Source organism: Acinetobacter sp. TUM15071 (assembly GCF_008980925.1).
GTDB classification, from domain to species: Bacteria; Pseudomonadota; Gammaproteobacteria; order Pseudomonadales; family Moraxellaceae; genus Acinetobacter; species Acinetobacter dispersus.
The window spans coordinates 151521-174901 of sequence record NZ_BKGB01000009.1 but is presented as its reverse complement, the minus strand read 5'-3'; the positions used below and the strand labels follow the sequence as shown (position 1 = coordinate 174901).

Genomic DNA, 23381 nt, shown 5'->3' with positions numbered 1-23381 from the left:
ACAATAGCAAGAGTGAACCACCTGATCCCTTCCCGAACTCAGAAGTGAAACCTCTTAGCGCTGATGGTAGTGTGGCACTTGCCATGTGAGAGTAAGTCATCGCCAGCTTTTAAATATCAAACACCCCAATCTCGAGAGAGGTTGGGGTGTTTTTTATTGGACGAAAGAAAATAGGTGGTGGGGAGAGTCAACCGAAAAATCTGAGCTAGCGCTTTTATAGAAGGTGTAATGGAAAGTTCTTTCTGGTAATTTTTGATGATTATTATAAAAGATTAGACATATGCTAGTTTTTTGAACAGATAAGTCAGTTGAAAAGCTTTTTCCTTGTATGCGGAAACATTGCTTTATGTTATAAATATTTTTATAGGCATGTTTTTTGCTTATTTTAATAAAAGGAAAGACTATGAAATTATCTGTTGGATTGAAAGTTGCGAACAGCTTATCGTTAACTCCTCAATTGCAGCAGGCAATACGTCTTTTACAGTTATCCAGTTTAGAACTTGAACAAGAAATTCAAATCCAGTTAGACAGTAATCCCTTGCTGGAAAAAATAGAGGATATGGGGACTACGGAAAGTCTTTCTTCACTAGAAGAAAAAGAGAATGGAGACTTAACCACTGAACTGAATGCGGATCATCTTCCAAATGATTTACCTGTTGATACTGAGTGGGATGATATTTATACCCATCAATCCACAGCGTTGGCCTCCCCAGAATATGAAGAAAGGGAAGACAATCGTCAGGTACAACTGAGCCTCAAAGAGCACATTTTAGATCAAGTCAATCTTTTACATTTTTCGACTGTAGATAAATTGATCGCATATTGCATCGTAGACTCTCTTGATGATAAAGGTTTTCTCGATGCCGAGTTGGATGATATTTTGCTTGCAGTTTCTCGCCTTTTACAGGAAATGGAGAGTGAGGAAGAGGTTGAGCAAGATGAAATTATTGTTGTTTTAAAACATATTCAACGTCTTGATCCTATTGGTGTGGGTTCAAGAAATTTAGCAGAGTGCTTGAAAATCCAACTTGAAACGTTTAATGACAAAGTTCCTTATCTTGCTGAAGCTAGAAATTTGTTGAAATATTATGAGTTATTGATTTCGAATGATTTGAATAAGTTGTTAAAGCAAACAGGATTATCTAAAGAGCAATTAAAAAGTGCCGTTGATTTGTTGAAGACCTTAAAGCCTTATCCAGGGTTGGAATTCAATCAACAAGAATCTGAATACCAAGTTCCTGATGTTGTTGTGTCGAAGAAAGATCAACACTGGCAAGTTCAACTGAACCCTGATGTATTGCCTAAATTACGCATTAATTCTTTTTATTCCGGCATGATTCGTCGAGCTGATCAAAGTGACGATAATGTCTATCTGCGTAATCAAATGTTGGAAGCGAAGAATTTTATCAAGAGTATTGATGAACGTCATAAGACTTTGTTGAAAGTAGCAACCTGTATTGTTGAACATCAGAGAGCTTTTTTGGAGCAAGGTCCAGAGGCGATGAAGCCTTTAGTACTTCGTGATGTGGCAGAAGAAGTTGAATTACATGAGTCGACCGTATCTCGTGTGACTACCAATAAATACATGCTGACACCACGTGGTTTATTTGAATTGAAATACTTCTTTTCTAGTCATGTTGGAACAACAACAGGTGGTGAGGCTTCATCGACAGCAATTCGTGCCATGATCAAAAAGCTGGTTTCAAGTGAGAATCCACGTAAGCCTTTGTCGGATAATGCAATTGCTGAAATGTTGAAGAATGAAGGGATTGAGGTGGCTCGACGCACGGTAGCAAAATATCGTGAATCGTTACATATTGCCTCATCTTCTGAAAGAAAAGTCTTGATCTAAATTTCAAGGTGTGACTATTCTAGGGGTTCATTATTACGGAATAATGAATTTTTTTAATGATCACTAGAGGAATCGCTGAAATGATTTAATGGATATTGAACCACTGATAATGTGCATTAAATTTGCTGAAGCGATTTTCTTGTATCCTGAGAAAAAGGTGAGGGATAGAATTATGCAAATAACGATTCGTGGGCACCATTTAACCATTACACCAGCCATTGAAGAAAATATAAAAGAAAAGTTTAGTCAAATGACCAAACATCTAGATCAGGTCAATAGTATGCAAATCAAGTTGGCTAAAGATCATCAAATTGACAAACGTTCACACAAAGGTAGTGCAAATCATATCGCTGAAGCGATTATACGTTTGCCAGGGGTAGAACTGTTTGCACAGGCGACAGCCGATGATATGTATACTTCAATTCGAAAACTGACAGACAAATTAAAACGCCAGCTAGCAAAACATCGAAAAATTCAATGTTCGTACCAACATGAACTGGCACTTTTGAGTTAATTTTTTATTTTGTATAAGAGGCTTTTTGTGAAGCCTCTTTTTTTATTGATAAAAAAAGAAACTGCTTACTGAATTATGTGAAAAAGTTATAGTAAAATAACTGGTTTTACACCAATGGTTGTATAAGAGGCCTTGTAATGAATAGTGAGCAGCTCACGCAAATTTTAAAAGAAGCTTTCCCTGAAGCAGAAGTAGCAGTGAGCGGTCAAGCTGGGAAATTTGACCTCCGTATTGTTGATGATCAGTTTGAAGGTAAGCGTACCGTTGCTCGTCAACAAGCCGTTTATGCACCTCTAAATTCTTATATTGCGAGTGGTGCAGTTCACGCTGTTACGATTCGCGCAATGACAAAAGACGAATGGCGCAAAGCAAGCCTTTTCGGAGCTTAAATATTAATGGATAAATTTTTAATTACGGGCGGTGTTAAGCTCGAAGGTGAAGTACGCATTTCTGGTGCTAAAAATGCAGCTTTACCTTTACTTGCAGCAATGATCCTTGCTGACTCTCCGATTAAGCTAACCAATGTACCTAATCTAAAAGATGTAAACACATTGGTTAAGTTGATTGCCGGTCTTGGTGTGACCATGAGCTATGAAGGTGAAACGGTTTGTGCTGATGCTTCAACATTAGATAACCAGTTTGCACCATATGAACTTGTACGAACCATGCGTGCATCTATTTTGGTGCTTGGTCCTTTGTTAGCGCGTTATGGTAATGCAAAAGTATCATTACCAGGCGGCTGTGCGATTGGCTCACGTCCAGTCGATCAACACTTAAAAGCTTTAGAAGCTTTAGGTGCGCAGATTGAAGTTGAAAATGGCTATGTGCATGCTTCAGTTGATGGTCGTCTGAAAGGCGGTGAAGTTGTCTTTGATATGGTGACCGTTGGTGGTACCGAGAATATCTTGATGGCTGCTGCACTCGCTGAAGGTGTGACCACGATTCGTAATGCTGCTCGTGAACCAGAAATCACCGATCTTGCGCAAATGTTGATTAAGATGGGTGCTAAAATTGAAGGTTTAGATACAGATACTTTAGTCGTTACTGGTGTTGAAAGTTTGCATGGTTGTGAATATGCCGTTGTTGCAGACCGTATTGAAACAGGTTCATATTTAGCTGCTGCTGCCATTACTGGTGGACGAGTAAAGACTACTCATACTGATCCTTCATTATTAGAAGCTGTGTTGGATAAGTTTGAAGAAATGGGTGCCGAAGTCACGCGTGGTGATGATTGGATTGAGTTGGATATGCAGGGCAAACGTCCTAAAGCTGTGAGCTTTAGAACTCTGCCGCATCCAGAATTTCCAACAGACATGCAAGCGCAAATTATGGCAGTCAATGTGATTGGTCGTGGTTTTGCAACGATTTCTGAAACCATTTTCGAAAACCGTTTTATGCATGTACCAGAACTTTCACGTATGGGTGCTAACATCCAAGTGGAAGGACATGATGCGGTCGTAACAGGTGTAGAAACACTTCAGGCTGCACCTGTAATGGCAACTGATTTACGTGCTTCATTCTCACTTGTTTTAGCTGCTTTGGTTGCTGAAGGTGAAACACTGGTTGATCGTATCTACCATATCGATCGTGGCTACGAACATGTGGAAGAAAAATTGCAAAGTTTAGGTGCTCAGATTAAGCGAGTAAAAGGATGAATGACTTAAGAAACGATGATCCAAATTTTGACGTAATGGGCAATTTTGATCATGGTTTAACTTTAGCACTCAGTAAAGGTCGTATCTTAAAGGAAACATTACCGTTGCTTGAAAAGGCGGGTATTAATTTACTTGAAGATCCAGATAAATCACGCAAATTGATTTTTCCAACCACGCACAAAAAAGTTCGTATTTTGATTTTACGTGCGTCTGATGTTCCGACTTATGTTGAGAATGGTGCAGCAGACTTTGGCGTAGCAGGTAAAGATGTATTGATGGAACATGGTGCACAACATGTTTATGAGTTGCTTGACCTAAAAATTGCCAATTGTAAGTTGATGACGGCGGGTAAAGTCGGCATGGAACGACCAAAAGGCCGTTTAAAGATCGCAACCAAATACGTCAACTTGACCCGTCAATATTATGCAAGCCTCGGTGAGCAGGTTGATGTCATTAAGCTATACGGATCAATGGAACTTGCACCTTTGGTTGGATTGGGCGATTACATTGTCGACGTGGTTGATACAGGTAATACTTTACGTGCCAATGGCTTAGAGCCATTAGAAGAAATTTGCAAAGTTTCTTCACGCTTAATCGTCAATAAGGCGAGCTTTAAGCGTAAGCAAGCGGTGTTAAATCCGATTTTGACGCAACTTGAACAAGCCATTAAAGCACGTCAAAACTAAGTTTTAGATTGAATTGAATAAAAAGGTCAGCTTCGGTTGGCCTTTTTATTTGAGTTTATCTGGATTACGTAAAGAATAAATGCTTTGCAGTTGTTGCTGATCATTGAAAGCAAAAGTAAGTACCATGACACAACAATGGTCTGAGTCATAGAGTTTAAAACCGACACTGCCATTGATATGGCACATTTCCCAAGAGAGCTCTGCCCACGCTTGAAAAAGCAAGCGTTCAAAGAAACGTAATATAGGTGGTTGGCCAATGAAAGGCTGTCGAATAGCTGAGACTTTACCACCGCCATCCGCTGCAAATTGGATATCGTCACTAAGTAACTGTGTGAGTTGATTCAGGTCATGTGAATGAATGGCGACCTTGAAGGCATTGAGTAAGTTGATTTGCTGCTGAGTCGGATGATTCGAGAGAACGTTCGGTTCATCCGCAATACGTTTTCTGCTGCGGGCTACCAATTGTCGACAATTACTTTGTTGTTCCCGAAGGATTTCTGAAATTTCAACATAATCAAGATTAAAGATGTCATGTAGTAAATATGCTGCACGTTCTTTAACTGAAAGTTTTTCAAGAATCAAAAGGAAAGCGGTGGAGAGGGTATAGTCGGATTCGACTGAGAATGTTTCTGTATGATGATAGGGTTCAGGTAACCATGTTCCCGTATATTCAGTTCTAGATCTGTGGTGAGCGCGAAGCAGGTCAATACAATGGCGTGTGCATACAGAGGTCAGCCAAGCTTGAGGATTGAGAATATCTTGCTTAGGTTGCTGCTGCCATTTTATAAAAATATCTTGTAAGACATCTTCAGCATCACTTGTTGTTCCGAGCAGTCGATAAGCAAGACCGAACAGAAATGTTCGGCTTGTCTCAAAAATTGTTAAATCGTGTTGGCTAATCATGCCTGATGCTTTCATAGATGTTAATGCTGTGAAATTGCAATTCGATTCCACAAATTAATCATGCCAATCAGTAAAGTTAAAGCTGAAATTTGTGGCTCACTGAAATATTTTAATAGGGTTATACGTAACGGCTCATAATCAGTGAGCGGATTTAAAGTCGTGAGTGCTTCAACCCAAGCAAAGGCGGCTTTTTCCTGATCCGTATAATCATTGCAATGTCGCCATACCACCAAACGGTCCAAACGTGATTGTATTTCACCATCTGCCAAAGCTTCAGCAATATGCATCTTCACACAAAAAGCACAGCCATTGATTTGTGAGGCGCGTAATAGAACAAGATGATAAAGTGAGCGATCTATCAGAGCTGAATCAAGAATGTTTTGATGAACTTGATAGAGGTGGTGAATTGACTCTGGTAAGTGTTTTTTCGGATGAATATTGAGGGTCGTCATTATAGTGTTCCTGATTAAAATCAAACTAGGTATTCATTTGACGACTCAGCCTTTTGTTTTGTGACAAATGGAATAAAAAAATTTAACTTTTGTTTTTGATAGCTAAATGTTTTGATTAAAAAGATAAAAGTAGAAATTATGGATTGATCGAAGAACCCTCTCTTTCTGATTGATTTTTTTAGCCTATATTGTGCCCACAAGCACACTGAAAAAGAGTAAACTTAGCGCTCTCTTATTCGCCTTGTGGGTAAATTGATGCGACGTTTATCGACTCAGGATCAAAATTTTAAACAGACATTTGCTGAACTTTTAGCATTTGAAACGGTTAATGATCCTCAATTAATTCAAACTGTAGATCAAATTATTGCTGATGTACGTCAGCATGGTGATGATCATGTGCTTAAATTAACGCAACAGTTCGATCGACATCCAGCGCATCAATTCTCTGACTTAGAACTGACTCAAGCACAGCTCAAAACCGCATTTGATGGTTTAAGTGTTGAAATCCGTGAAGCATTAGAACTTGCTGCAAAACGCATTCGTTCTTTTCATCAGGCACAAAAGCAGGAAGGTTGGAGCTATATCGATGAGCTGGGTAATACTCTAGGCCAGAAAGTCACACCGCTGGATCGTGTTGGAATTTATGTACCAGGTGGATTAGCCTCTTATCCATCATCGGTACTCATGAATGCTTTGCCAGCTCATGTCGCAGGTGTCCCTGAAATTATTATGGTGGTTCCTGCGCCAAATGGTGAGTTGAATCCATTGGTATTGGCAGCTGCTTATCTGGCAGGCGTAAGCCGAGTGTTTACTATTGGTGGTGCACAAGCCGTTGCAGCATTGGCTTATGGAACACAAACCATCCCTGCGGTAGATAAAATTACAGGGCCGGGCAATCGATTTGTCGCAGCCGCAAAACGTGCTGTCTTTGGTCAAGTTGGTATCGACATGATTGCAGGACCTTCGGAAATTTTGGTTTATGCCGAAGGGGAAAATAATGCTGAATGGCTAGCCATGGATGTATTGTCTCAAGCAGAGCATGACACCGTTGCACAAGCGATTTTCATTACCTCTGACGAAGCGTTGTTAAATGCAGTTGAAGTCGCGATTGAAAAGCACTTAACTGAATTACCAAAAGCCGAAATTGCCAAAACGTCGATTCAAAATCGTGGTGCATTGGTGTTGGTAAAAGATCGTGCAGAAGCAATTGAACTGATTAATCAGGTGGCGCCAGAGCATTTAGAACTCTGTCTTGATGATGCTGAATTGATGAGTCAGGAGATTCGTCATGCAGGTGCAATCTTTATGGGACGTTATACCCCAGAAGCCATTGGAGATTATTGTGCTGGTCCAAACCATGTCTTACCGACATCGGGTACTGCACGTTTTTCTTCACCGCTCGGTGTTTATGATTTTCAGAAACGCTCTAGCTTAATTATGTGCTCTGAAGAGGGTGTGAAGAGCTTGGCAAAAGCAGCCGATGTTCTGGCAGTGCAAGAAAATCTTGATGCCCATGCGCGCTCAGCCCGTTATCGTTACCAATAACCGATTCAAAGATTGATAGGGGCTGGTTAGCCCCTTTTTTAGGATACATGAGAGTAGAACAATGACGTTTACAGCAGAACAAATGCGTTTTTGGAGCCCCGAGGTTCGTGAGTTAGAACCTTATGTACCCGGTGAGCAGCCTAAAATTCAGAACTTACTCAAACTCAATACCAATGAAAACCCATATCCGCCATCACCAAAAGTGGTAGAAGCAGTGCAAGCTGTTTTAGCAGATCATGCTGATGCGTTACGTCTATACCCTGACCCAGACGCGACAGCGTTAAAGCAGGCGATTGCCAAACAGCAGCATGTTGATGTGGCTCAAGTCTTTGTCGGTAATGGGTCGGATGAAGTATTGGCACATATCTTCAAAGCTTTTTTTATCCAAAAACAACCGATTCTTTACCCAGATATTACCTATAGTTTTTATCCTGTTTATAGCCAGTTTTTTGCAACGCAGACCAAGCAGATTCCTTTGAATGAAAAATTCGAAATAGATGTATCGGATTATGAACAGGAAAATGGCGGTATTATCATTACCAATCCAAATGCGCCAACCAGTATCGCGCTCGGTTTAGATGAGATTGAGCAGGTACTCAAGGCAAATCCAGATCGCGTGGTTGTGATTGATGAAGCCTATGTTGATTTTGGTGCTGAGTCAGCAGTGCAACTGGTTAATCGCTATGAAAATTTAGTGGTTTGCCAAACGACATCTAAGTCTCGTTCACTGGCGGGCTTACGCGTTGGTTTTGCCATTGCACAAGCACATTTGATTGCGGCACTTGAAGCAGTCAAAAATAGTTTTAACTCCTATCCAATTGATCGTTTTGCAATAGCCGCCGCCGTAGCTTCATTCGAAGATCAAGCTTATTTTGAAGCGCAATGTGCCAAAGTAATTGAGAGCCGAGAAAAATTAGTGACTGATCTCACTATCTTGGGCTTTGAGGTATTACCTTCGAAAGCCAATTTTATCTTTGCTACACATCCGCAACATGATGCTGCTCAACTGGCTCAACAATTGCGTGAACAGGGGATTATTGTGCGTTATTTCAATAAGCCGCGCATTAATCAATTCTTGCGTATCACGATTGGTACAGATGAACAAAACCAGCGTTTAGTCGATACGCTTAAAACACAAATTTTATAAATTTGTATTGACGCTTATTGTTCAGAAGTCTGCCATGTATTGAGTAAATCAAGCATGGCAGAAATTTTATCAAAGCATTCCTTATATTCTGCTTCTGCATCTGAAGCAATAGTGATGCCGCCACCCGCCCACATGGATAATTGATCCTGATATTTTTGAATACTGCGAATCAAGATATTCCAACTACCTGTACCATCGAAATTAAAATAACCTAAGCTGCCACAATAGGCACCTCGTGGTGCACCTTCTAATTCTTCAATGATTTGCATGGCACGAATCTTCGGTGCGCCTGTGATTGAACCGCCTGGTAGTGCAGACAATAACATTTGCATTGGATTGATTTCTGCTTTTAAGGTCGCCGTAATCTCGCTGACCATATGATGGACTTGATTAAAGCTTTCAATTTCAAATAGTTTGGTTGTTTCAACAGAGCCCGTTTCAGCATAGACACTCAAGTCATTGCGGAGCAAATCTACAATCATGACGTTTTCAGCCTGATCCTTCTCTGATTGAATCAGTTTCTGTTTGGAAATTTGATCTTGTTGTGGATCATCAAAGCGTGGCATCGTGCCTTTAATTGGGCGTGTTTTTATTTTTTGATCAGCTTGAAATTCGATGAATAGTTCAGGCGAACAGCTTAATAGTTCAAAATTATCTAATTTTAGATAACCCGCATAAGGCGCATGAGTCAGTTTCCATAATTCATCGGCGCGGCTCAAAAGTGAACCTTGTGCTTGTGCTGTAAATTCTTGGGTTAAGTTAATTTGATAACAATCACCTGCTTTGATGTATTCCTGTACTTGCTGAAAAGCATTTAAATATTCAGATTTATACCAACGAGGACGGCATTTTCCCTCTAAAGAAAGTGCTGGAATTTGTGTGGGATTATCGAGCCGATTCAAAATTTCTTGATAAATATACTCAGCTTGATCTTCGTCGCTATAAAAGTACCAAGCATCTTCTTGAAATTTTAAAAAACTTGAGTATTGACCTAAGAAAAAATTCGGCTGTGGATGCGCGTCAATTTCAATAAATTGATCGGCACTATAGTCATAGCTAAAAAAGCCAATATATCCTCCAGTAAAGCCCTTAATATTATTGCTCTTAGAGGATTGGTTGAATTTGCAGAATTCTAGAAGTGAAGATGGTTCTGATTTTATTTGATATTGATTGAAGTGTATTTGTTGAAAGTGCAGCAGCGTAGACTTTTGAGAAACTAAAAGTTCTTGAGGTAAAAAGGCGAGTGTTGGCGTATTTTGGTCATATAAATAGACCAATCCTGTTAAATCATAAAGGCGAGAAAGAAGATCAAATGCAGAAGTGAGTGGCGTGTTAAGTTTTTGCTCAAAATAGGACATATAAACGGAAAGACTTGTATCTACATTTGGAGAAAGGAATTGTACTACATCCAAAAAGTTCGGGCTGTTTTTTATCGAACCTTGGGTTGAAAGAGGGCAAACTTTAGACTGGATTGCTTAGATGAAATAAATGATGTATTTATCAAAATAGAAATAGAAAAGCGTTTTTGTTAACACTTCTTATCAGGATTTTGACAATGATGAATGGTAAATAAAAGCCATTCTTGATTTAGTGGCTTATGGTATTTAATGAAAATAATTAATGATTACATGTTGTTATGCATGTTGTTTTTGAGGAATTAAGGTTGAGTGTTTTATATGCCGTTTGTCGGTTTGTAGCTAAAAAGCAGTTAACAGGAGTTGAACATAAAATAACAAACAGGTAATTTAGTAATTGCTAAGCGAACTACTCAAGGATTGGAAGTTCAAGTTGTCATTTAAGAATAAAACGACCGTGGACAGTTTAGAGTAGTGTAAGTCAAAAAATAAATGCTCTTGGGAGAGTGCTCAATGAAAATGTTTGCTAAACTAGCTTTAGTTTCTTCAATGGCGATTAGCGCAAATGCAATGGCTATGCAGTCAATGGATGATGCTGCACTAAGCGCTGCAACAGGTCAAGATGGTATCAATATTGGTCTTGGTGTTACATCTGTTACGATCGATAAATTATTAATTCATGATAATGATGGTTATGCTGACAATGGTGGTGCGGCAGGTACAATTGGTTCAGGTGGTACAGGCGTTGCAGGTGCAATTGTTGTAAATAACGTTGCAATTACACCAAATCTAGCAGCACTATTACCTTCTCATAACTTGGCTGATTTAACGATTGATACTGATGCAGGTGATGCATCAAATGGTGGTGCATTTCTTAATGTAGCAGCAAAAGTATCTGGTTTAAATATTAGTATTGGTAAAATTGAAGTCGCTGCTTCAGGTACGGCAGGTACGACGAGTATCCAACGTGGTACTACTGGTACATCTAATGAAATCTTATCTGGTTTAACTTTAAAAACAGGTACGATGGATGCGAATATTCAATTAGGTGCTGCTCCTCAAGGTGCAATGATCATGTTGAATACTACTATGACAGGTGGTCTTGAAATTACAAACCTAGGCATTAAAGATAAATCAACAATTGGTCAAACAACTTTAACTGGTGCTGCAAGTACACTGGCTGGTGAAATCCGTCTTGATAGCATCAAAGTTGCTGATAGTGGTGGTACTGATTTGACTGTGAAGGCAAAAGTAAGTGTTGTAGGTGAAAGTGCAGCAGCAGCGAATAATGGCTACTTAAAAATTGTTAGCGAATCTCCAGTAAATGGTACTGACATCTATATTAAAGGTGTACATTTAGGTAGTGCTACTGCAGGTTCAATTGGTGATGTAGAGATTCAAGGTTTGAAAACTACATATGCTGGTGGTAACGGTGCAGCGATTACGATTTCTGGTCACTAATCAGTTATCAAACAAAAGAAGCGCATTTTGCGCTTTTTTTGTTTTTAAAACACGAGGAGTACTCTAACTCTAGCCAATGAAAAATAAAGATAATAGTTAATTGGTTGATATAACTGATTCGGCTATCGTGTTGTTATTTTATGCCTATTTGTTATGGGTTTTAAAGCAACTTATTGAGTTCTATTTCTACAAATAAAAAGTTAAAGATATAAATTATTGTTATAAAAATGTTTGCTTAAATGCAATATTTGTCAAATTGTAGGTGTATTAATAAAAAAAATAACATTCTGTCAAAAAAAACCAAAAAAAAGATGTATTTTCTTATAAAAAAAGGTATCTTCATCTTGCAGGGATGTAGTGTCATTGACACTAAAAATAAAATGAATAAGGCAAGTGCTGCCATTGTTAGAAAAAGAGACTTATGTTAGAGATCGCTTTAGGCTCGGCATTGATGTATTACTTTACAACGCAAGCCTTTGAAATAGAAAAAAAACCTGAGGGATCTGTTTATTATACAGAGACCTTGGATTCTCGTTATCCTTCCTTTACTCGTAATCATCGCGAAGCAGTTGTGATTAAGCCAGCTGTAGAAGAGCAATTTCGGGGCATTGTTCGCCAAGCTTATGATTACAGTTGCGGTTCTGCTGCCTTAACGACCTTACTTAATGGTTATGGTGGTTTACGCCTTACAGAACAGCAAACCATGAGCGGCTTGCTTCAGTATGGTGAGTATCAACGTATTATCGAGCGACGAAGTTTTTCTTTGCTAGATATGAAACGATTTGTCTCCGCTTTGGGGATTAATAGCGGTGGTTACCGTGGGGAGTTTTCCGATCTAATTTCGTTAAAACAACCTGCAATTGTTCCTATTACTTATGCTGGTTTTAAACATTTTGTCGTATATAAAGCATATAAAGATGGGAGAGTTTATGTTGCTGATCCTGCGTTAGGAAACATTAGCTTTGACGAAACTCGCTTTAAAGACATATGGGATAACAATACACTATTCATTGTTGATATTCCTCAGCAGTATCAGAAGAGTTTATTAGCTCTACAAGATGCAGATATGCGTCATGTTGAGGATGCAACAGTTAATCGGTATGCCTTAGCAGAAATTCAGTTCCCAACGCAGAAATTAGAACGCCTTGCAGATAAAGCGTCAACAATGCGTCGAGTGTTGGATGCAGATACCAACTCAGCGACTTATAACCAACCAATAACGACCTATATGCGCTTATATTACAAGCGGAAGTAAGTTTAGAAAAACAGTAAAATTAATGTAATAGGATGCAAAGTAAAATGAATCGTACATGGATGAATATGAGTGTGTTGGCATTGAGTTTAAGTGCTATCACATCGACACTTTACGCAGCAGAACCACAACCATCTGTCGAAGTAGCAACTTCGGAAGCAGATAAGGCCGCAGTTGAAACTCAGGGGAATACGGTAACTGAAAGTCCAGCAATACCAAGCGCAGAGGTCAATACTGCTACAGGAAGTAATCAAGCAGATCAAGCAGCAACGGCTTTGCAAAAAAAAGAAACGGATGCTACGCAAGAAACAAATTTACAAGAAGTATTTACTTCAAATGAACGCCAGTATTCATTAATTAAGAAAGGTGTTTTTTCGTCTTATTATGATTTGGATTACACCTATTACAGAGATAGTCGCCTTGATTTAGCGATGAGTGACAGTAACAGCTCTTTATCAAGATTACGTGTTGAAGAAGATGCAAACCATACTTTAACCAATACATTTACAGTTCAGTATGGTCTATTGGACAATGTGACATTATCTGCTTCATTGCCTTTTGTAGCGAAAAAGGAACTATTAAAAGATCAAACGACAGCTGGTTTAGGTGATATCAACTTTGGTGCACGCTGGGAACCATTCCCATTAAAACAGGGGCGTTTACCTTTAGTTCTATTTGGTAGTTTATCGACTAAAACAGGAGATAGCCCTTATGAGGTTGGGGTGGATGAGCTTTCGACTGGTAAAGGTTATTATTCAGTAGGCGCTGGAGCAAGTACACGTAAATATATTGACCCTGTCGTCTTATTTGCGTCTGTTTCAACCAGTTATGGTTTAAAAGAGTCTGGGCTTAATCAATTGCGAGGAAGCCGTATTTTAGAAAGCTTTGATCCAGGTCTAAGCGGTGGATTCTCTTTTGGTTTTGCTTATTCCTTTAACTATGATGTGTCTTTGACCATGTCATATCAACAAAGTTTTAATACGGGCGCAAAATTCTATTTTGAGAATGATGAAAGCTATAAATCTGCTGATCAGAGTAGTGCCATGTTGTCATTTGCTTTAGGTGTACGCGTATCTCCTGAAACAATTGTAAATGGTACTGTTGGAATCGGTTTAACGGAAGATGCGCCAGATGTCTCACTGGGCTTGTCTTTCCCCCTTGATATCATAGGTTTTGGTAAAAAAGTTCGTTAAGGAGATGTAATAATGGTGAAAAACCTTAAATTATGTCCATTAACGATAGCAATTTTTTTTGCTGGGCTATCGAGTGCTACTCATGCACAACTCGGACAAGACTTATCGGTAGATTTACGTTCTTTAGCATTAGGGAATGCGGTTACAGCTGACCCCCCTGGTATTAGTGCGGTTCATTTTAACCCAGCAGCATTGGCCAAACTAGATGGCCTTCAAACAGATGTACAAGGGATTTTAGCTAATTTTGCGATTAAAAGAGATTACTCAGCGCCAGCTGGTTATAACGTTTTTGGCTATTCAGATGATCCTTTAGTCTGTAATGATGGTCCAGAAATTGATGCGAATATCTGTACTGATTTTAAAGGGACTGTGAGTGGTGATGTAGAGTACGCTAGTATTTACGTTCCATTTTTAAAGAAAATCGTAGATTTAGGACCTAACTCACCATTGGTTGCACCAACGGCAGGTATCTCTTACAAACCACCAGGCTCGAAGGTAACTTATGCAACAGCGATTTATGCACCACTGGTCGCTGGATTTGGGGCGGAAGATGGTAACCCAAGTAACTATATGGGGCAGCAGGTTGCGTTAGAACGTATTACATATTTATCGCCGTCATTGGGTTTCCAAGTCAATGATCACTTATATCTTGGTGCATCATTTGGGATGTCTTATCAAGCCATTGCGATGAAAACCGATTTACGTTTCCCTAATGAGCTCATTGGGGTATTGCGTATGGTTGATGAAGTGGTTTGTGGGCCATTTAAACAAAATGGCGACATTATTACAGACCTTTTACTTTTTGGTATTTGTAATGCTCAACAAGGAATGGACCCATTTAGTAAAGTTGGTTCTTTGGACGTTTCACTTGAGCAATCACTGAGTCCTAGTTATAACTTAGGCTTACTTTGGGAACCAACTGATGATTTTAGTTTCGGGATGGTATACCAGAGTGAAGCTAAAATGCGTCTACATGGTAAATATTTAATTAATGTTGCTGAAGCGCCACAACAATTAATTGCTGGTTTGAACTCATCAGCAACCGGTCAAGTTCTTGCTGCAATTCTGGGGCTTCCAAGTTATGCGCCAGCTGTAGACTCTGGTTTGTTGGCAATGGATTTTAAGTATCCACAGCATTTTAAAGCAGGGATCAAGTATAAAATACTACCTGATCTACAAATGAACTTTGACGTAGGCTGGACTGATTTCTCGGCATGGGATAAGTTTAAATTTGAATTCGATCGACAAATTTCTCTGCTAAAAGTTGCTAAGATTTTATCAAATGATGTCACAGATCGATCACTTGCCTTACCGCTGAAGTTTCAGTCTTCTTGGCGTTGGGGAATTGGTTTTGAATATTCTGCAACAGATCGTTTGAAATTGCGTATGGGCTATGAGCCTCGTACCAGCTCAATTCCAGATGACAAACGGAATACGATGGTGCCGATTAACAATGCGCAGTTGTTTGGCCTAGGGATAGGGTATCGTTTTGATCAAGATACGGATTTAGATTTATCGCTTGGTTTTTTACGTAGCCGTGATGATATCCCTGCAAATACTAGTAGCTTATCCAATAAAACAGGAGTGGATAATCTATTATTAAACCCTTATGCGGGTTTGAACGTGAAAACAAATACCAAAGTAACTTTACTCGGGATTAACTACAGAACAAGATGGTAATGCAAAAGAAAAAGACTCAACAATCGACACTTGCTATTTCATTATTATTTTTAATGGTATCAAGTGTTTCTGTTGTTTACGCAGATGGATTTTATACGATTATTGGACCAGATGGTCGTCCAATGGTTGTGCCTATGAAAGTTGTAAAAAAAGAGCCGGAGCTCAATAAACAGAAACAACAAATAAATACTGAAAAAGTATCACAGCAAGTGATTAAGCATGCAGATACAACAGAGAGTATTACAACGCCTTTAGAGCAGCAAAAAGTAGATCATCTTCAGCCATTAGTGCCTAAACCTAATCCAGAAAATACAGTAAAGAAAACTCAAATTATTGAATCCGTAATACCACAGCATAAAATAGAATCGGAGGTTGTTGGATCATTAATTGTACCGTCTAAAGCTGTAAAAGTAGTCAATAACGACTTAAAAAACACACCTCGTATTGATCTTGAAAAAACAAATGTACCCCTAGTATCTTCATCCCCTGTAGACATAGGGAAACCAACTACCGAAAAAAAATCAACAGTTACAGAAACTCAAAAAGCTTCAAATGATGTTGTTCACTCAACAGGATTTAGTCAAGTTGACGGAATTGATTATGTCAATAATGAATATTTGGAAAATCAAGAGTTTAACTTAGATGGGAAAAAGCGTTTTTATAGTATGCCTGATGGTACAGGACGCATGGAAACGATTGAACGTAAAAAGGGAGTGAGTCGATCAGTTCTTGATAAACTTCTAAATCGTTCACAGCAGACAACGGCACCTATCGTTTTATCGAGTAGTTATGTGCGTTTATCAAGCGAAGATTTAAAGGCAGCATTCGAAAATGATCGTTGTTTCTTAGATGGTTATAAAAAAACGATAAAAACTTTATCTCTTAAAAAGGATATTGGACTGTGGCCTAGAAAACCACTTAAGGAAAAATTTGAATATGATTTAGTCAAATTAGACCCTTCAATTCAATATATGCAAATTGATTCATATGCTTCAAGTAATGAAAAACCTGTCTACTATTGGCCTCTTGTTGTATTCTTAGATGAAAAAGGATGTATAGAAGAAGGTGTCAGTGGATTCAAAAATACTAAAACCGTTGGAACTGTGTTGCAACATTCTGCACTTCAAGGTGTGATAAAAATACCTAAAGATGTTCGTTATATAATGATGACGCCATTAGCATCGGCAGTCGATGTTTCTGAACAAGAACTCTCGAATCAAGGACAGATAAAAATTTCTGTTTTACAGTAAGCATGGATAGGATTAACCAATGATGAACAAAAAAATATTATTGCCATTTGCTCTTTCAACATTGGCTATTTTTTTACATGGTTGTGGTGGTGAAAGTAGTAAAATAAATGAAGACCCGACCAAAGGTGTAACAGGAGTTACCTCAAGTACAAGTTGTGATATTACAGCAACGGATTGTGTCCTGTTTGCTTTGGATTATCCTATAGCAGGTTTAAATTTTGATTGTAGCACGGATAAAGTCAATCACTTTGCCACAAAGGATGATGGGAATGCGGTTACAGGCGCATGTAAATTAGGTGACACAGTAACTTTTTACATTCAAGGTAAAGAATCTCGTAGAATCAATCTAGGGGCAGTGAAACTAGATGAGATCTATAAAGTCAAAGATAATAGGTTTCCAGTACCTAAAATACGTGTTATTGATTTAGCAAGAGGATTAACAGGCCAAGCTTTACCTCAAACTGTTGATCCTAATAATGATACTATTCGTACTGCATTAGCATTGATTAAAATATTCCATAGCCTAGGTTTAGAGCAGAATGATAATGTTAAGGGTGATATTCAACCTATTGAATTAACAGAAGAAAAGAAAGATTTATTGTCTCTCATAACTCAAGATATTGGCGTTACTGAATTTAAAGATGGTTCTTATGTCAATATTCTAAAACCTTGGGTGGATGTAAGCCAAATTTCAGATAATGATGCAGTAGTTATACTGAATCAATTACTTAATCTAGTTAATTCAGGTGTTTGGCAGGTAGAACGGCCAGTATTTAAAACGGGGAGCAGTGTTTCAAGTAATTTACCTGACGGTTTTTTTGGTTGTAACCAAGAAGACTATGCAAAATGTATGGATGGTAAGTTAGGGGAAGGTCTTATCCATTCAATGGGAAGTATGTTTTTGCTAACTGATCGTCAAGGATATGTGGTCGGATCTGGTAGTCAGTGGAAAGGTCCTGCTACGATCGTAAATGGTACGGTCTCACCACCATATGCTACGTTATCAACAAAGGTTAAACCTGAAAGACTTCAAGTGAATGCTCAAAATTCATGGTTTAACCCAATTACACAGCAAATTAATTCCGATTTTCCTCTACATGTAAGTGTATCTGAAAATGTGGCTGATGATTTGGAAGTCTTTAGAGGGAAACTTTTTAATGGCCATACAATTCCTGGTATTGGAACTATTTATAGAAAATTACTGAATTTAAAAGATACAGATCCAGTTGATACCAATAGTTTAGGTGCGTGGAAACAAAGTGTAGGTGGCCGAAGCTATTCGGGAAGTCTAGAGTTCTATAAAGTAAATCCAGTATCTTATCTATCAAAAGATATTTTTAGAGTGAAAGATAATGTTAAGGTTGGAGAAAAGTATTTTTTCCCGCTGTATGCAACTTTAACTTTCAAGTTCCAGGATACTAATCTCCCATCAATCGATTTAGGTATTGTGATCGATGAGCAGGGCGATATTCGTTCTGATATTAAACCTAATTCAACTGCTACTGATATGAGTGGTGTATGCGGAACGGTTAAATCATTAAACCCTAATGGAACGATTTTGGATAGTAATGATCAAGTACAATATCGTCTTGGAACAGCTACAGCAACCTCATTTACCGCTGGCGATAAATCATTTCCAGTCCGCATGATATTTGCAAATTCTAAATTTGGTATTATTAATGGTGCTGCTGTGGGTCTGAATTTATCTGAGGATTCTAGTGCCAAAATCAATGTCAATAATTTGATATCAGGACAGTCTGCAAATATTAATTTAACTCGTTTCTTTGGTGGAGCGGCTGCTTGGGATAATGGTTATGCTCGTTCGGTACGTACTTATGTACAATTATATGATGCGCTAGAAAGCAAAAATAATTATGTACCACCTACTATAGAAGAGCGTGAATTAGCTAAGGCCTATGCAGGATCAATAACTTTACAAATTGCAGACCAAAAGATCCCTGCGTGTAATGCAATTAAAGTAAAGTCTTAATACATATAAATAAAAAAGACCGCAGAAGCGGTCTTTTTTATTTAGCCAGTATGATCTAGTCGTGTTCCTAAGGTTTCTAAATGTGTTGGAAACTCACCACTTTTACGATCAGCAAAATAATGTCTAAGTGTTTGTTCTACACTCGGAAAAGCCAGTTCGGTCCAAGGAACTTCATGTTCTTCAAACAAACGACATTCGATACTCTCTTCGCCAGCACCAAATAAGCCTTGTTTTAATTGTGCTTTGAATAAAACATAAATTTGCCCAATACGTGGAATATTGTACATACAATATAGTTGTTCAATCTCAACTTCTGCTTCGGCTTCTTCACGGGTTTCTCTTGCAGCGCCTTGCTCCATGGTTTCAAAGAGTTCCATGTAACCTGCGGGTAAAGTCCATAGACCATAACGTGGTTCAATTGCTCGACGGCATAGTAGAACTTTATCATCCCAAAGTGCCAAAGCACCACAAATTACTTTAGGATTTTCATAGTGTATGTTGCCACAGTGAGTGCAGACAAGACGTGATTTATGATCACCTACTGGAATTTTTGCTTCAGTTTGATGTCCACACGCAACGCAAAAGCTCATAATTATCATCGGCCGTAGAGATAGCTCAGCATAACTGAATTTTGATGACTTCGCATCATGATCTATGATTGCACTGAAAAATTCGGCTATGATGTTGATTAAGGAAAAAAGAGAAAAAGAGATGAGTCATATGGAAGAACCATCGTTAATACAGCTTTTACAACAACGGTTGCGTTTTTCCAAACGAATCCAGCAGGCAGATGCTGCGGTTTTGATTGCAATTACCCAAGAAATTCAACCGAAAGTCTTACTGACCCGCCGTTCTATGCAGTTGTCTCAACATGCGGGAGAGGTGTCTTTTCCCGGTGGAAAACGTGATCCAAGTGATACCAGTAATATTGTGGTTGCTTTGCGTGAGGCTCAGGAAGAAACTGCGCTGAATCCATTTGATGTCAAACTTTTGGGTGATTTACCCATACAGCGCGCGCGAAGTGGTTTGTCTGTCAAACCCATTGTGGGCTTAATACCTGCTCAAGTCGATTTAATTGCTCAACCTACAGAAATTGATCGAATTTTCTTTGCACCTTTACAAGAGTTAATGGATGCGCCTCCTTTGCCCTATGAAGTTCGCTTGGCACGACAGTCGCTGTATTTCCCAAGTATGCAGGTAGAAAGTGAAATTGTGTGGGGACTTACGGCTCGTATGCTAATTTCTTTATTTCAATATGGATTGGGCTATCAAAAAAATTGGCCATTCTTGGTGAATCCACCACATTTTGGTTTATCTAAATTCTAATTTTTTAAGAGTTATTGATCATGATGTATACCTATCAGGGATTGAGTCCAAAAGCGTTACATGAACCTTGGGATGGCTGGGTTGCTCCAACAGCAACAGTAATTGGTCAAGCAGAATTGGGTCGTCAAGTGAGTATTTGGTTTGGCGCTGTGGTTCGTGCCGATAATTGTGTGATAAGAATTGGCAACTTTTCCAATATTCAGGAAAATGCGGTGCTGCATACCGATGCGGGTATTGAATTGAATATTGGCGAATATGTCACGATTGGACATAAGGTGATGCTGCATGGTTGTACGATTGGAGATAACTCTTTAATTGGAATGAATGCAGTGATTTTGAATAATGCTGTGATTGGCAAGAACTGTATTATTGGCGCCAATGCTTTGATTCCTGAAGGGAAAGTGATTCCTGACAATTCAGTCGTGATGGGATCACCGGGGAAAGTAGTGAAAACGCTGGATGAGCAGGGGGCTGCCCGATTACGTTTAAGTGCATTGCATTATGCAGAGCATTATAAAAATTTCTTAGATTTAGAGCCGTTCCAGTTTTAATCATTTCACTTTAATTAGCCAAGTTTATGCTTGGCTTTTTTATGGCGATAAAAAGACAATAACTCGCCTATCGCGTTTGAGTGGAGTATGATACTCGACGTTTTTTATCTCTTTTTCGCTAAGGTTTTTGCATGAAGTTGCTTGCATTGGAAACTGCAAATGAGCAGTGTTCGGTTTCATTAATTGATGATACTCAAGAGCTGTATTTCCAGTTGGATGAGCGGACTAAAGCACAAACCCAAACGATTCTGCCTTTAACCGAACAAGCTTTACTACAAACGGAAACTCAATTGGCGGATTTAACGGCAATTGCATTTAGTCGTGGACCGGGTTCGTTTAGTGGTGTTCGTATCAATGCGGCTGTGGCGCAGGCACTCGCGTGGTCGCAGGACTTACCCGTGATTCCTGTATCGAGTCTACAGGCTTTGGCACAGGCGGCCTATCGTCTTAACGGCTTAAAACAGGTAACTGCTGTTCTCGATGCACGTATGCAAGAAGTCTATATTGCCAATTTCAGTTTGGATGAGCAGGGCATGATGCAGGCGATTGATGATGAAAAGTTATTAGGTTATGAGCAAGCAGCAGCTTATTGTAAATTTACCGTAATTGGTTCTGGTTCAGAATTAATTAAGCCAACTGAAATAGACTCAGAAGCGGCTTCCAATGCGCACACGTTAAATGTAGACATCAAGGCAACAGCACAGGATATTGCAGCGATTGCACGCGTTTACGCTGCACAACAAAAATGGGTAGATGCAGAACATGCACTGCCTGTGTACTTGCGTGATGATGCTTGGAAAAAAATTCCAGAACAAGGTAAGGCGAATTAAGGTTAATTATGGATCTTTTATTGCTATTTAAAGCAGCGATCATGGGTTTGGTGGAAGGGATTACAGAGTTTCTACCGATTTCAAGTACAGGACATTTGATTTTAACAGGCCAATTACTAGATTTTTGGACTGTTGAAAAAAGAGATATGTTTGCCGTGGCTGTTCAGATTGGTGCGATTGCAGCAGTCATTTATGAATATTGGGGTAAATTGTGGGGCGCACTGATTGGTGCACTCACGGGACAAGAGCAAGGCCGCCGTTTAAGCCTGAACCTGATTATTGCCTCAATTCCAATTGTGATTATTGGTTTGACCTTCGGTGATGTGGTCAAAGCTTATTTATTTAATGCGATTACTGTTGCGATCGCCTTGATTATCGGTGGCTTTATTATCTTGTGGGCAGAGCGTCGCCCACATCAGATTGTCACTCAAGAAGTGGATGATCTCAGCTTTAAACAAGCAACCTTAATCGGTTTGATCCAATGTCTGGCTTTAATTCCTGGAACCTCTCGTTCAGGTTCGACCATTATTGGTTCATTATTCTTAGGCGTATCGCGCAAAGCGGCAGCTGAGTTTTCCTTCTTTTTAGGGATTCCAGTGCTGATGGGTGCAGGCTTACTGGATATGTACAAGATGCGTCATGAGTTGCACAGTAATGATATGGCAGTGTTAGCTGTCGGTATCATTGTTGCCTTTGTTTCAGCTTTGGTGGTGATTCGCGCTTTGATTCGTTATGTTTCTAAGCATGACTTCACCGCATTTGCATACTACCGCATTGTGTTTGGCCTATTTATCTTGGCAACATGGTGGACAGGTTGGGTGCATTGGTAATGCAAATGCGATGTTGGTATCCAGCGGAATGTGAGCAGCAATTTCTGCAATTGCAAACACGTTTGGCTGAGCTGAATGTACAGCTCAATGGGCAAGTTGTAGAAAAGATTAATTCACGTTTTTTACGTTTGAATCCTGACATGGCATTGGTTTTGGATGAGGATGGGCTTAGTCTCGCTGCCAATGGCATGAAAATGCAACCAGATTGGCGTGCTGAAATTCCTCGTCTGAAAAGAGCCAGTTTAAAATCTGAAATGATTGCTAGAGCCTGCCAACTGGGTGAAAAGCCAACATTAATTGATGCCACTGCTGGTTTAGGTCATGATAGTTTACTCATGGCCTATCTTGGCGCGGATGTACGTTTGGTTGAACGTCATCCAATTCTGTTTGTGTTACTGGAATATAGTAAAGCTCAAGCTGAGCAAGATCCTTTCCTGCAAACATCTATGCAGCGAATTGAGCTGATTTTTGCAGATTCAAATGCTTATTTACAGCAGTTGGGTCAGCAAGGCGAGCAAGTGGATGTGGTGTATTTAGATCCAATGTTCCCGCAGCGTGATCAGAATCAACAGGCAGTAAAAAAACAGGCACAAGTCAAAAAGCAGATGCAATTATTGCATATGTTATTGCCTGAAGATGGCGAGATGGATTTAGGTGATCAGCTACTGCATTTGGCTCAACAGATTGCCAAGCGCGTGATTGTGAAACGCCCAAGACATGCTGTTTATCTGGCAGATCAAACGCCTGATCATCAATGGCTTGGTGATGCATGTCGTTTTGATGCATATTTTCCAAAAGGTAAAATTTAACTCAGAATGAGATGATTGTTTGGCTTGCGTCAATGCTCAGTAAAGATTTGTGATATAGTGCAAAAGCATGATTGCTAAAAAATTCTTGTCGAGCTTACAC

At 39.3% G+C, this 23381-nt stretch carries 22 protein-coding genes and 1 rRNA gene; 19 read left to right on the top strand and 4 right to left on the bottom strand.

Annotated elements, in window-relative coordinates:
• The 6 genes from rrf to hisG all read left to right on the top strand — a co-directional run.
• Positions 1-108 (top strand): 5S ribosomal RNA (gene rrf / locus GBI66_RS10845); the annotation flags it as partial.
• Between the two features lie 295 nt (positions 109-403).
• Positions 404-1852, top strand: coding sequence for an RNA polymerase factor sigma-54 (locus tag GBI66_RS10840; protein WP_005191413.1), 1449 nt, complete (start codon positions 404-406; stop codon positions 1850-1852).
• Between the two features lie 172 nt (positions 1853-2024).
• Entirely contained in the window at positions 2025-2366 is a 342-nt protein-coding gene (gene hpf, locus GBI66_RS10835) for a ribosome hibernation-promoting factor, HPF/YfiA family (RefSeq protein WP_004655596.1), read from the top strand.
• Positions 2367-2503: 137 nt separating this feature from the next.
• The gene (gene ibaG / locus GBI66_RS10830) at positions 2504-2755 is read left to right on the top strand and encodes a BolA family iron metabolism protein IbaG (RefSeq protein ID WP_005151378.1); all 252 of its coding nucleotides are present in this window, start codon (positions 2504-2506) and stop codon (positions 2753-2755) included.
• Between the two features lie 6 nt (positions 2756-2761).
• On the top strand, positions 2762-4021 hold the full coding sequence (gene murA / locus GBI66_RS10825) for a UDP-N-acetylglucosamine 1-carboxyvinyltransferase (protein ID WP_004804524.1): 1260 nt from the start codon (positions 2762-2764) through the stop codon (positions 4019-4021).
• Positions 4018-4707, top strand: a complete 690-nt coding sequence (hisG, locus tag GBI66_RS10820; RefSeq protein ID WP_005151374.1) for an ATP phosphoribosyltransferase — start codon at positions 4018-4020, stop codon at positions 4705-4707. Before murA ends, hisG begins: the two co-directional genes overlap by 4 nt.
• A gap of 45 nt (positions 4708-4752) precedes the next feature.
• Here hisG and GBI66_RS10815 read toward each other — a convergent pair whose 3' ends face one another.
• Positions 4753-5625, bottom strand: coding sequence for a sigma-70 family RNA polymerase sigma factor (locus GBI66_RS10815; protein ID WP_151716084.1), 873 nt, complete (start codon positions 5623-5625; stop codon positions 4753-4755).
• Between the two features lie 5 nt (positions 5626-5630).
• Positions 5631-6062, bottom strand: coding sequence for a carboxymuconolactone decarboxylase family protein (locus GBI66_RS10810; protein ID WP_151716083.1), 432 nt, complete (start codon positions 6060-6062; stop codon positions 5631-5633).
• A gap of 255 nt (positions 6063-6317) precedes the next feature.
• Here GBI66_RS10810 and hisD point away from each other — a divergent pair, with 255 nt between their 5' ends.
• Together hisD and hisC are read left to right on the top strand one after the other, a co-directional pair.
• Positions 6318-7607 (top strand): histidinol dehydrogenase, encoded by a 1290-nt coding sequence (gene hisD, locus GBI66_RS10805; RefSeq protein ID WP_151716082.1) that lies wholly within the window; start codon positions 6318-6320, stop codon positions 7605-7607.
• 61 nt (positions 7608-7668) lie between these two features.
• The gene (gene hisC / locus GBI66_RS10800; protein ID WP_151716081.1) at positions 7669-8754 is read left to right on the top strand and encodes a histidinol-phosphate transaminase; all 1086 of its coding nucleotides are present in this window, start codon (positions 7669-7671) and stop codon (positions 8752-8754) included.
• Positions 8755-8768: 14 nt separating this feature from the next.
• On the opposite strand, the gene GBI66_RS10795 is transcribed toward hisC, so the two are convergent.
• Positions 8769-10112, bottom strand: coding sequence for an anthranilate synthase component I family protein (locus GBI66_RS10795; RefSeq protein ID WP_151716080.1), 1344 nt, complete (start codon positions 10110-10112; stop codon positions 8769-8771).
• Between the two features lie 510 nt (positions 10113-10622).
• Between GBI66_RS10795 and GBI66_RS10790 the strand changes: the two genes are divergently transcribed.
• The 6 genes from GBI66_RS10790 to GBI66_RS10765 all read left to right on the top strand — a co-directional run bounded on the left by GBI66_RS10790 (position 10623) and on the right by GBI66_RS10765 (position 18935).
• A complete protein-coding gene (locus GBI66_RS10790) occupies positions 10623-11570 on the top strand; it encodes a DUF6160 family protein (RefSeq protein ID WP_151716079.1) in 948 nt (315 codons plus the stop codon).
• A 421-nt stretch (positions 11571-11991) separates the two neighbouring features.
• Entirely contained in the window at positions 11992-12825 is an 834-nt protein-coding gene (locus tag GBI66_RS10785; protein WP_151716078.1) for a C39 family peptidase, read from the top strand.
• Positions 12826-12869: 44 nt separating this feature from the next.
• The gene (locus GBI66_RS10780) at positions 12870-14015 is read left to right on the top strand and encodes a hypothetical protein (RefSeq protein WP_151716077.1); all 1146 of its coding nucleotides are present in this window, start codon (positions 12870-12872) and stop codon (positions 14013-14015) included.
• 15 nt (positions 14016-14030) lie between these two features.
• On the top strand, positions 14031-15695 hold the full coding sequence (locus tag GBI66_RS10775; protein ID WP_171494300.1) for an OmpP1/FadL family transporter: 1665 nt from the start codon (positions 14031-14033) through the stop codon (positions 15693-15695).
• Complete coding sequence (gene filE / locus GBI66_RS10770) at positions 15695-16945, top strand: putative pilus assembly protein FilE (protein ID WP_151716075.1); 1251 nt, start codon at positions 15695-15697, stop codon at positions 16943-16945. Before GBI66_RS10775 ends, filE begins: the two co-directional genes overlap by 1 nt.
• Before the next feature lie 19 nt (positions 16946-16964).
• Positions 16965-18935: a hypothetical protein gene (locus GBI66_RS10765; RefSeq protein ID WP_151716074.1), complete on the top strand. Its 1971-nt coding sequence runs from the start codon at positions 16965-16967 to the stop codon at positions 18933-18935.
• Between the two features lie 41 nt (positions 18936-18976).
• Here GBI66_RS10765 and GBI66_RS10760 read toward each other — a convergent pair whose 3' ends face one another.
• The gene (locus GBI66_RS10760) at positions 18977-19525 is read right to left on the bottom strand and encodes an NUDIX hydrolase (RefSeq protein ID WP_151716073.1); all 549 of its coding nucleotides are present in this window, start codon (positions 19523-19525) and stop codon (positions 18977-18979) included.
• Positions 19526-19646: 121 nt separating this feature from the next.
• On the opposite strand from GBI66_RS10760, the gene GBI66_RS10755 reads away from it, so the two are divergent.
• The 5 genes from GBI66_RS10755 (at position 19647) to GBI66_RS10735 (ending at position 23281) form a co-directional block, all read left to right on the top strand.
• Positions 19647-20261 (top strand): CoA pyrophosphatase, encoded by a 615-nt coding sequence (locus GBI66_RS10755; protein WP_162180579.1) that lies wholly within the window; start codon positions 19647-19649, stop codon positions 20259-20261.
• Positions 20262-20284: 23 nt separating this feature from the next.
• A complete protein-coding gene (locus tag GBI66_RS10750; protein ID WP_167248366.1) occupies positions 20285-20812 on the top strand; it encodes a gamma carbonic anhydrase family protein in 528 nt (175 codons plus the stop codon).
• Positions 20813-20943: 131 nt separating this feature from the next.
• Positions 20944-21642 (top strand): tRNA (adenosine(37)-N6)-threonylcarbamoyltransferase complex dimerization subunit type 1 TsaB, encoded by a 699-nt coding sequence (gene tsaB, locus GBI66_RS10745; protein ID WP_151716071.1) that lies wholly within the window; start codon positions 20944-20946, stop codon positions 21640-21642.
• An 8-nt stretch (positions 21643-21650) separates the two neighbouring features.
• On the top strand, positions 21651-22472 hold the full coding sequence (locus tag GBI66_RS10740) for an undecaprenyl-diphosphate phosphatase (RefSeq protein WP_005191372.1): 822 nt from the start codon (positions 21651-21653) through the stop codon (positions 22470-22472).
• The gene (locus GBI66_RS10735) at positions 22472-23281 is read left to right on the top strand and encodes a class I SAM-dependent methyltransferase (RefSeq protein WP_151716070.1); all 810 of its coding nucleotides are present in this window, start codon (positions 22472-22474) and stop codon (positions 23279-23281) included. The genes GBI66_RS10740 and GBI66_RS10735 overlap by 1 nt, the downstream gene beginning before the upstream one ends.
• The last annotated feature ends 100 nt before the right edge of the window (positions 23282-23381 follow it).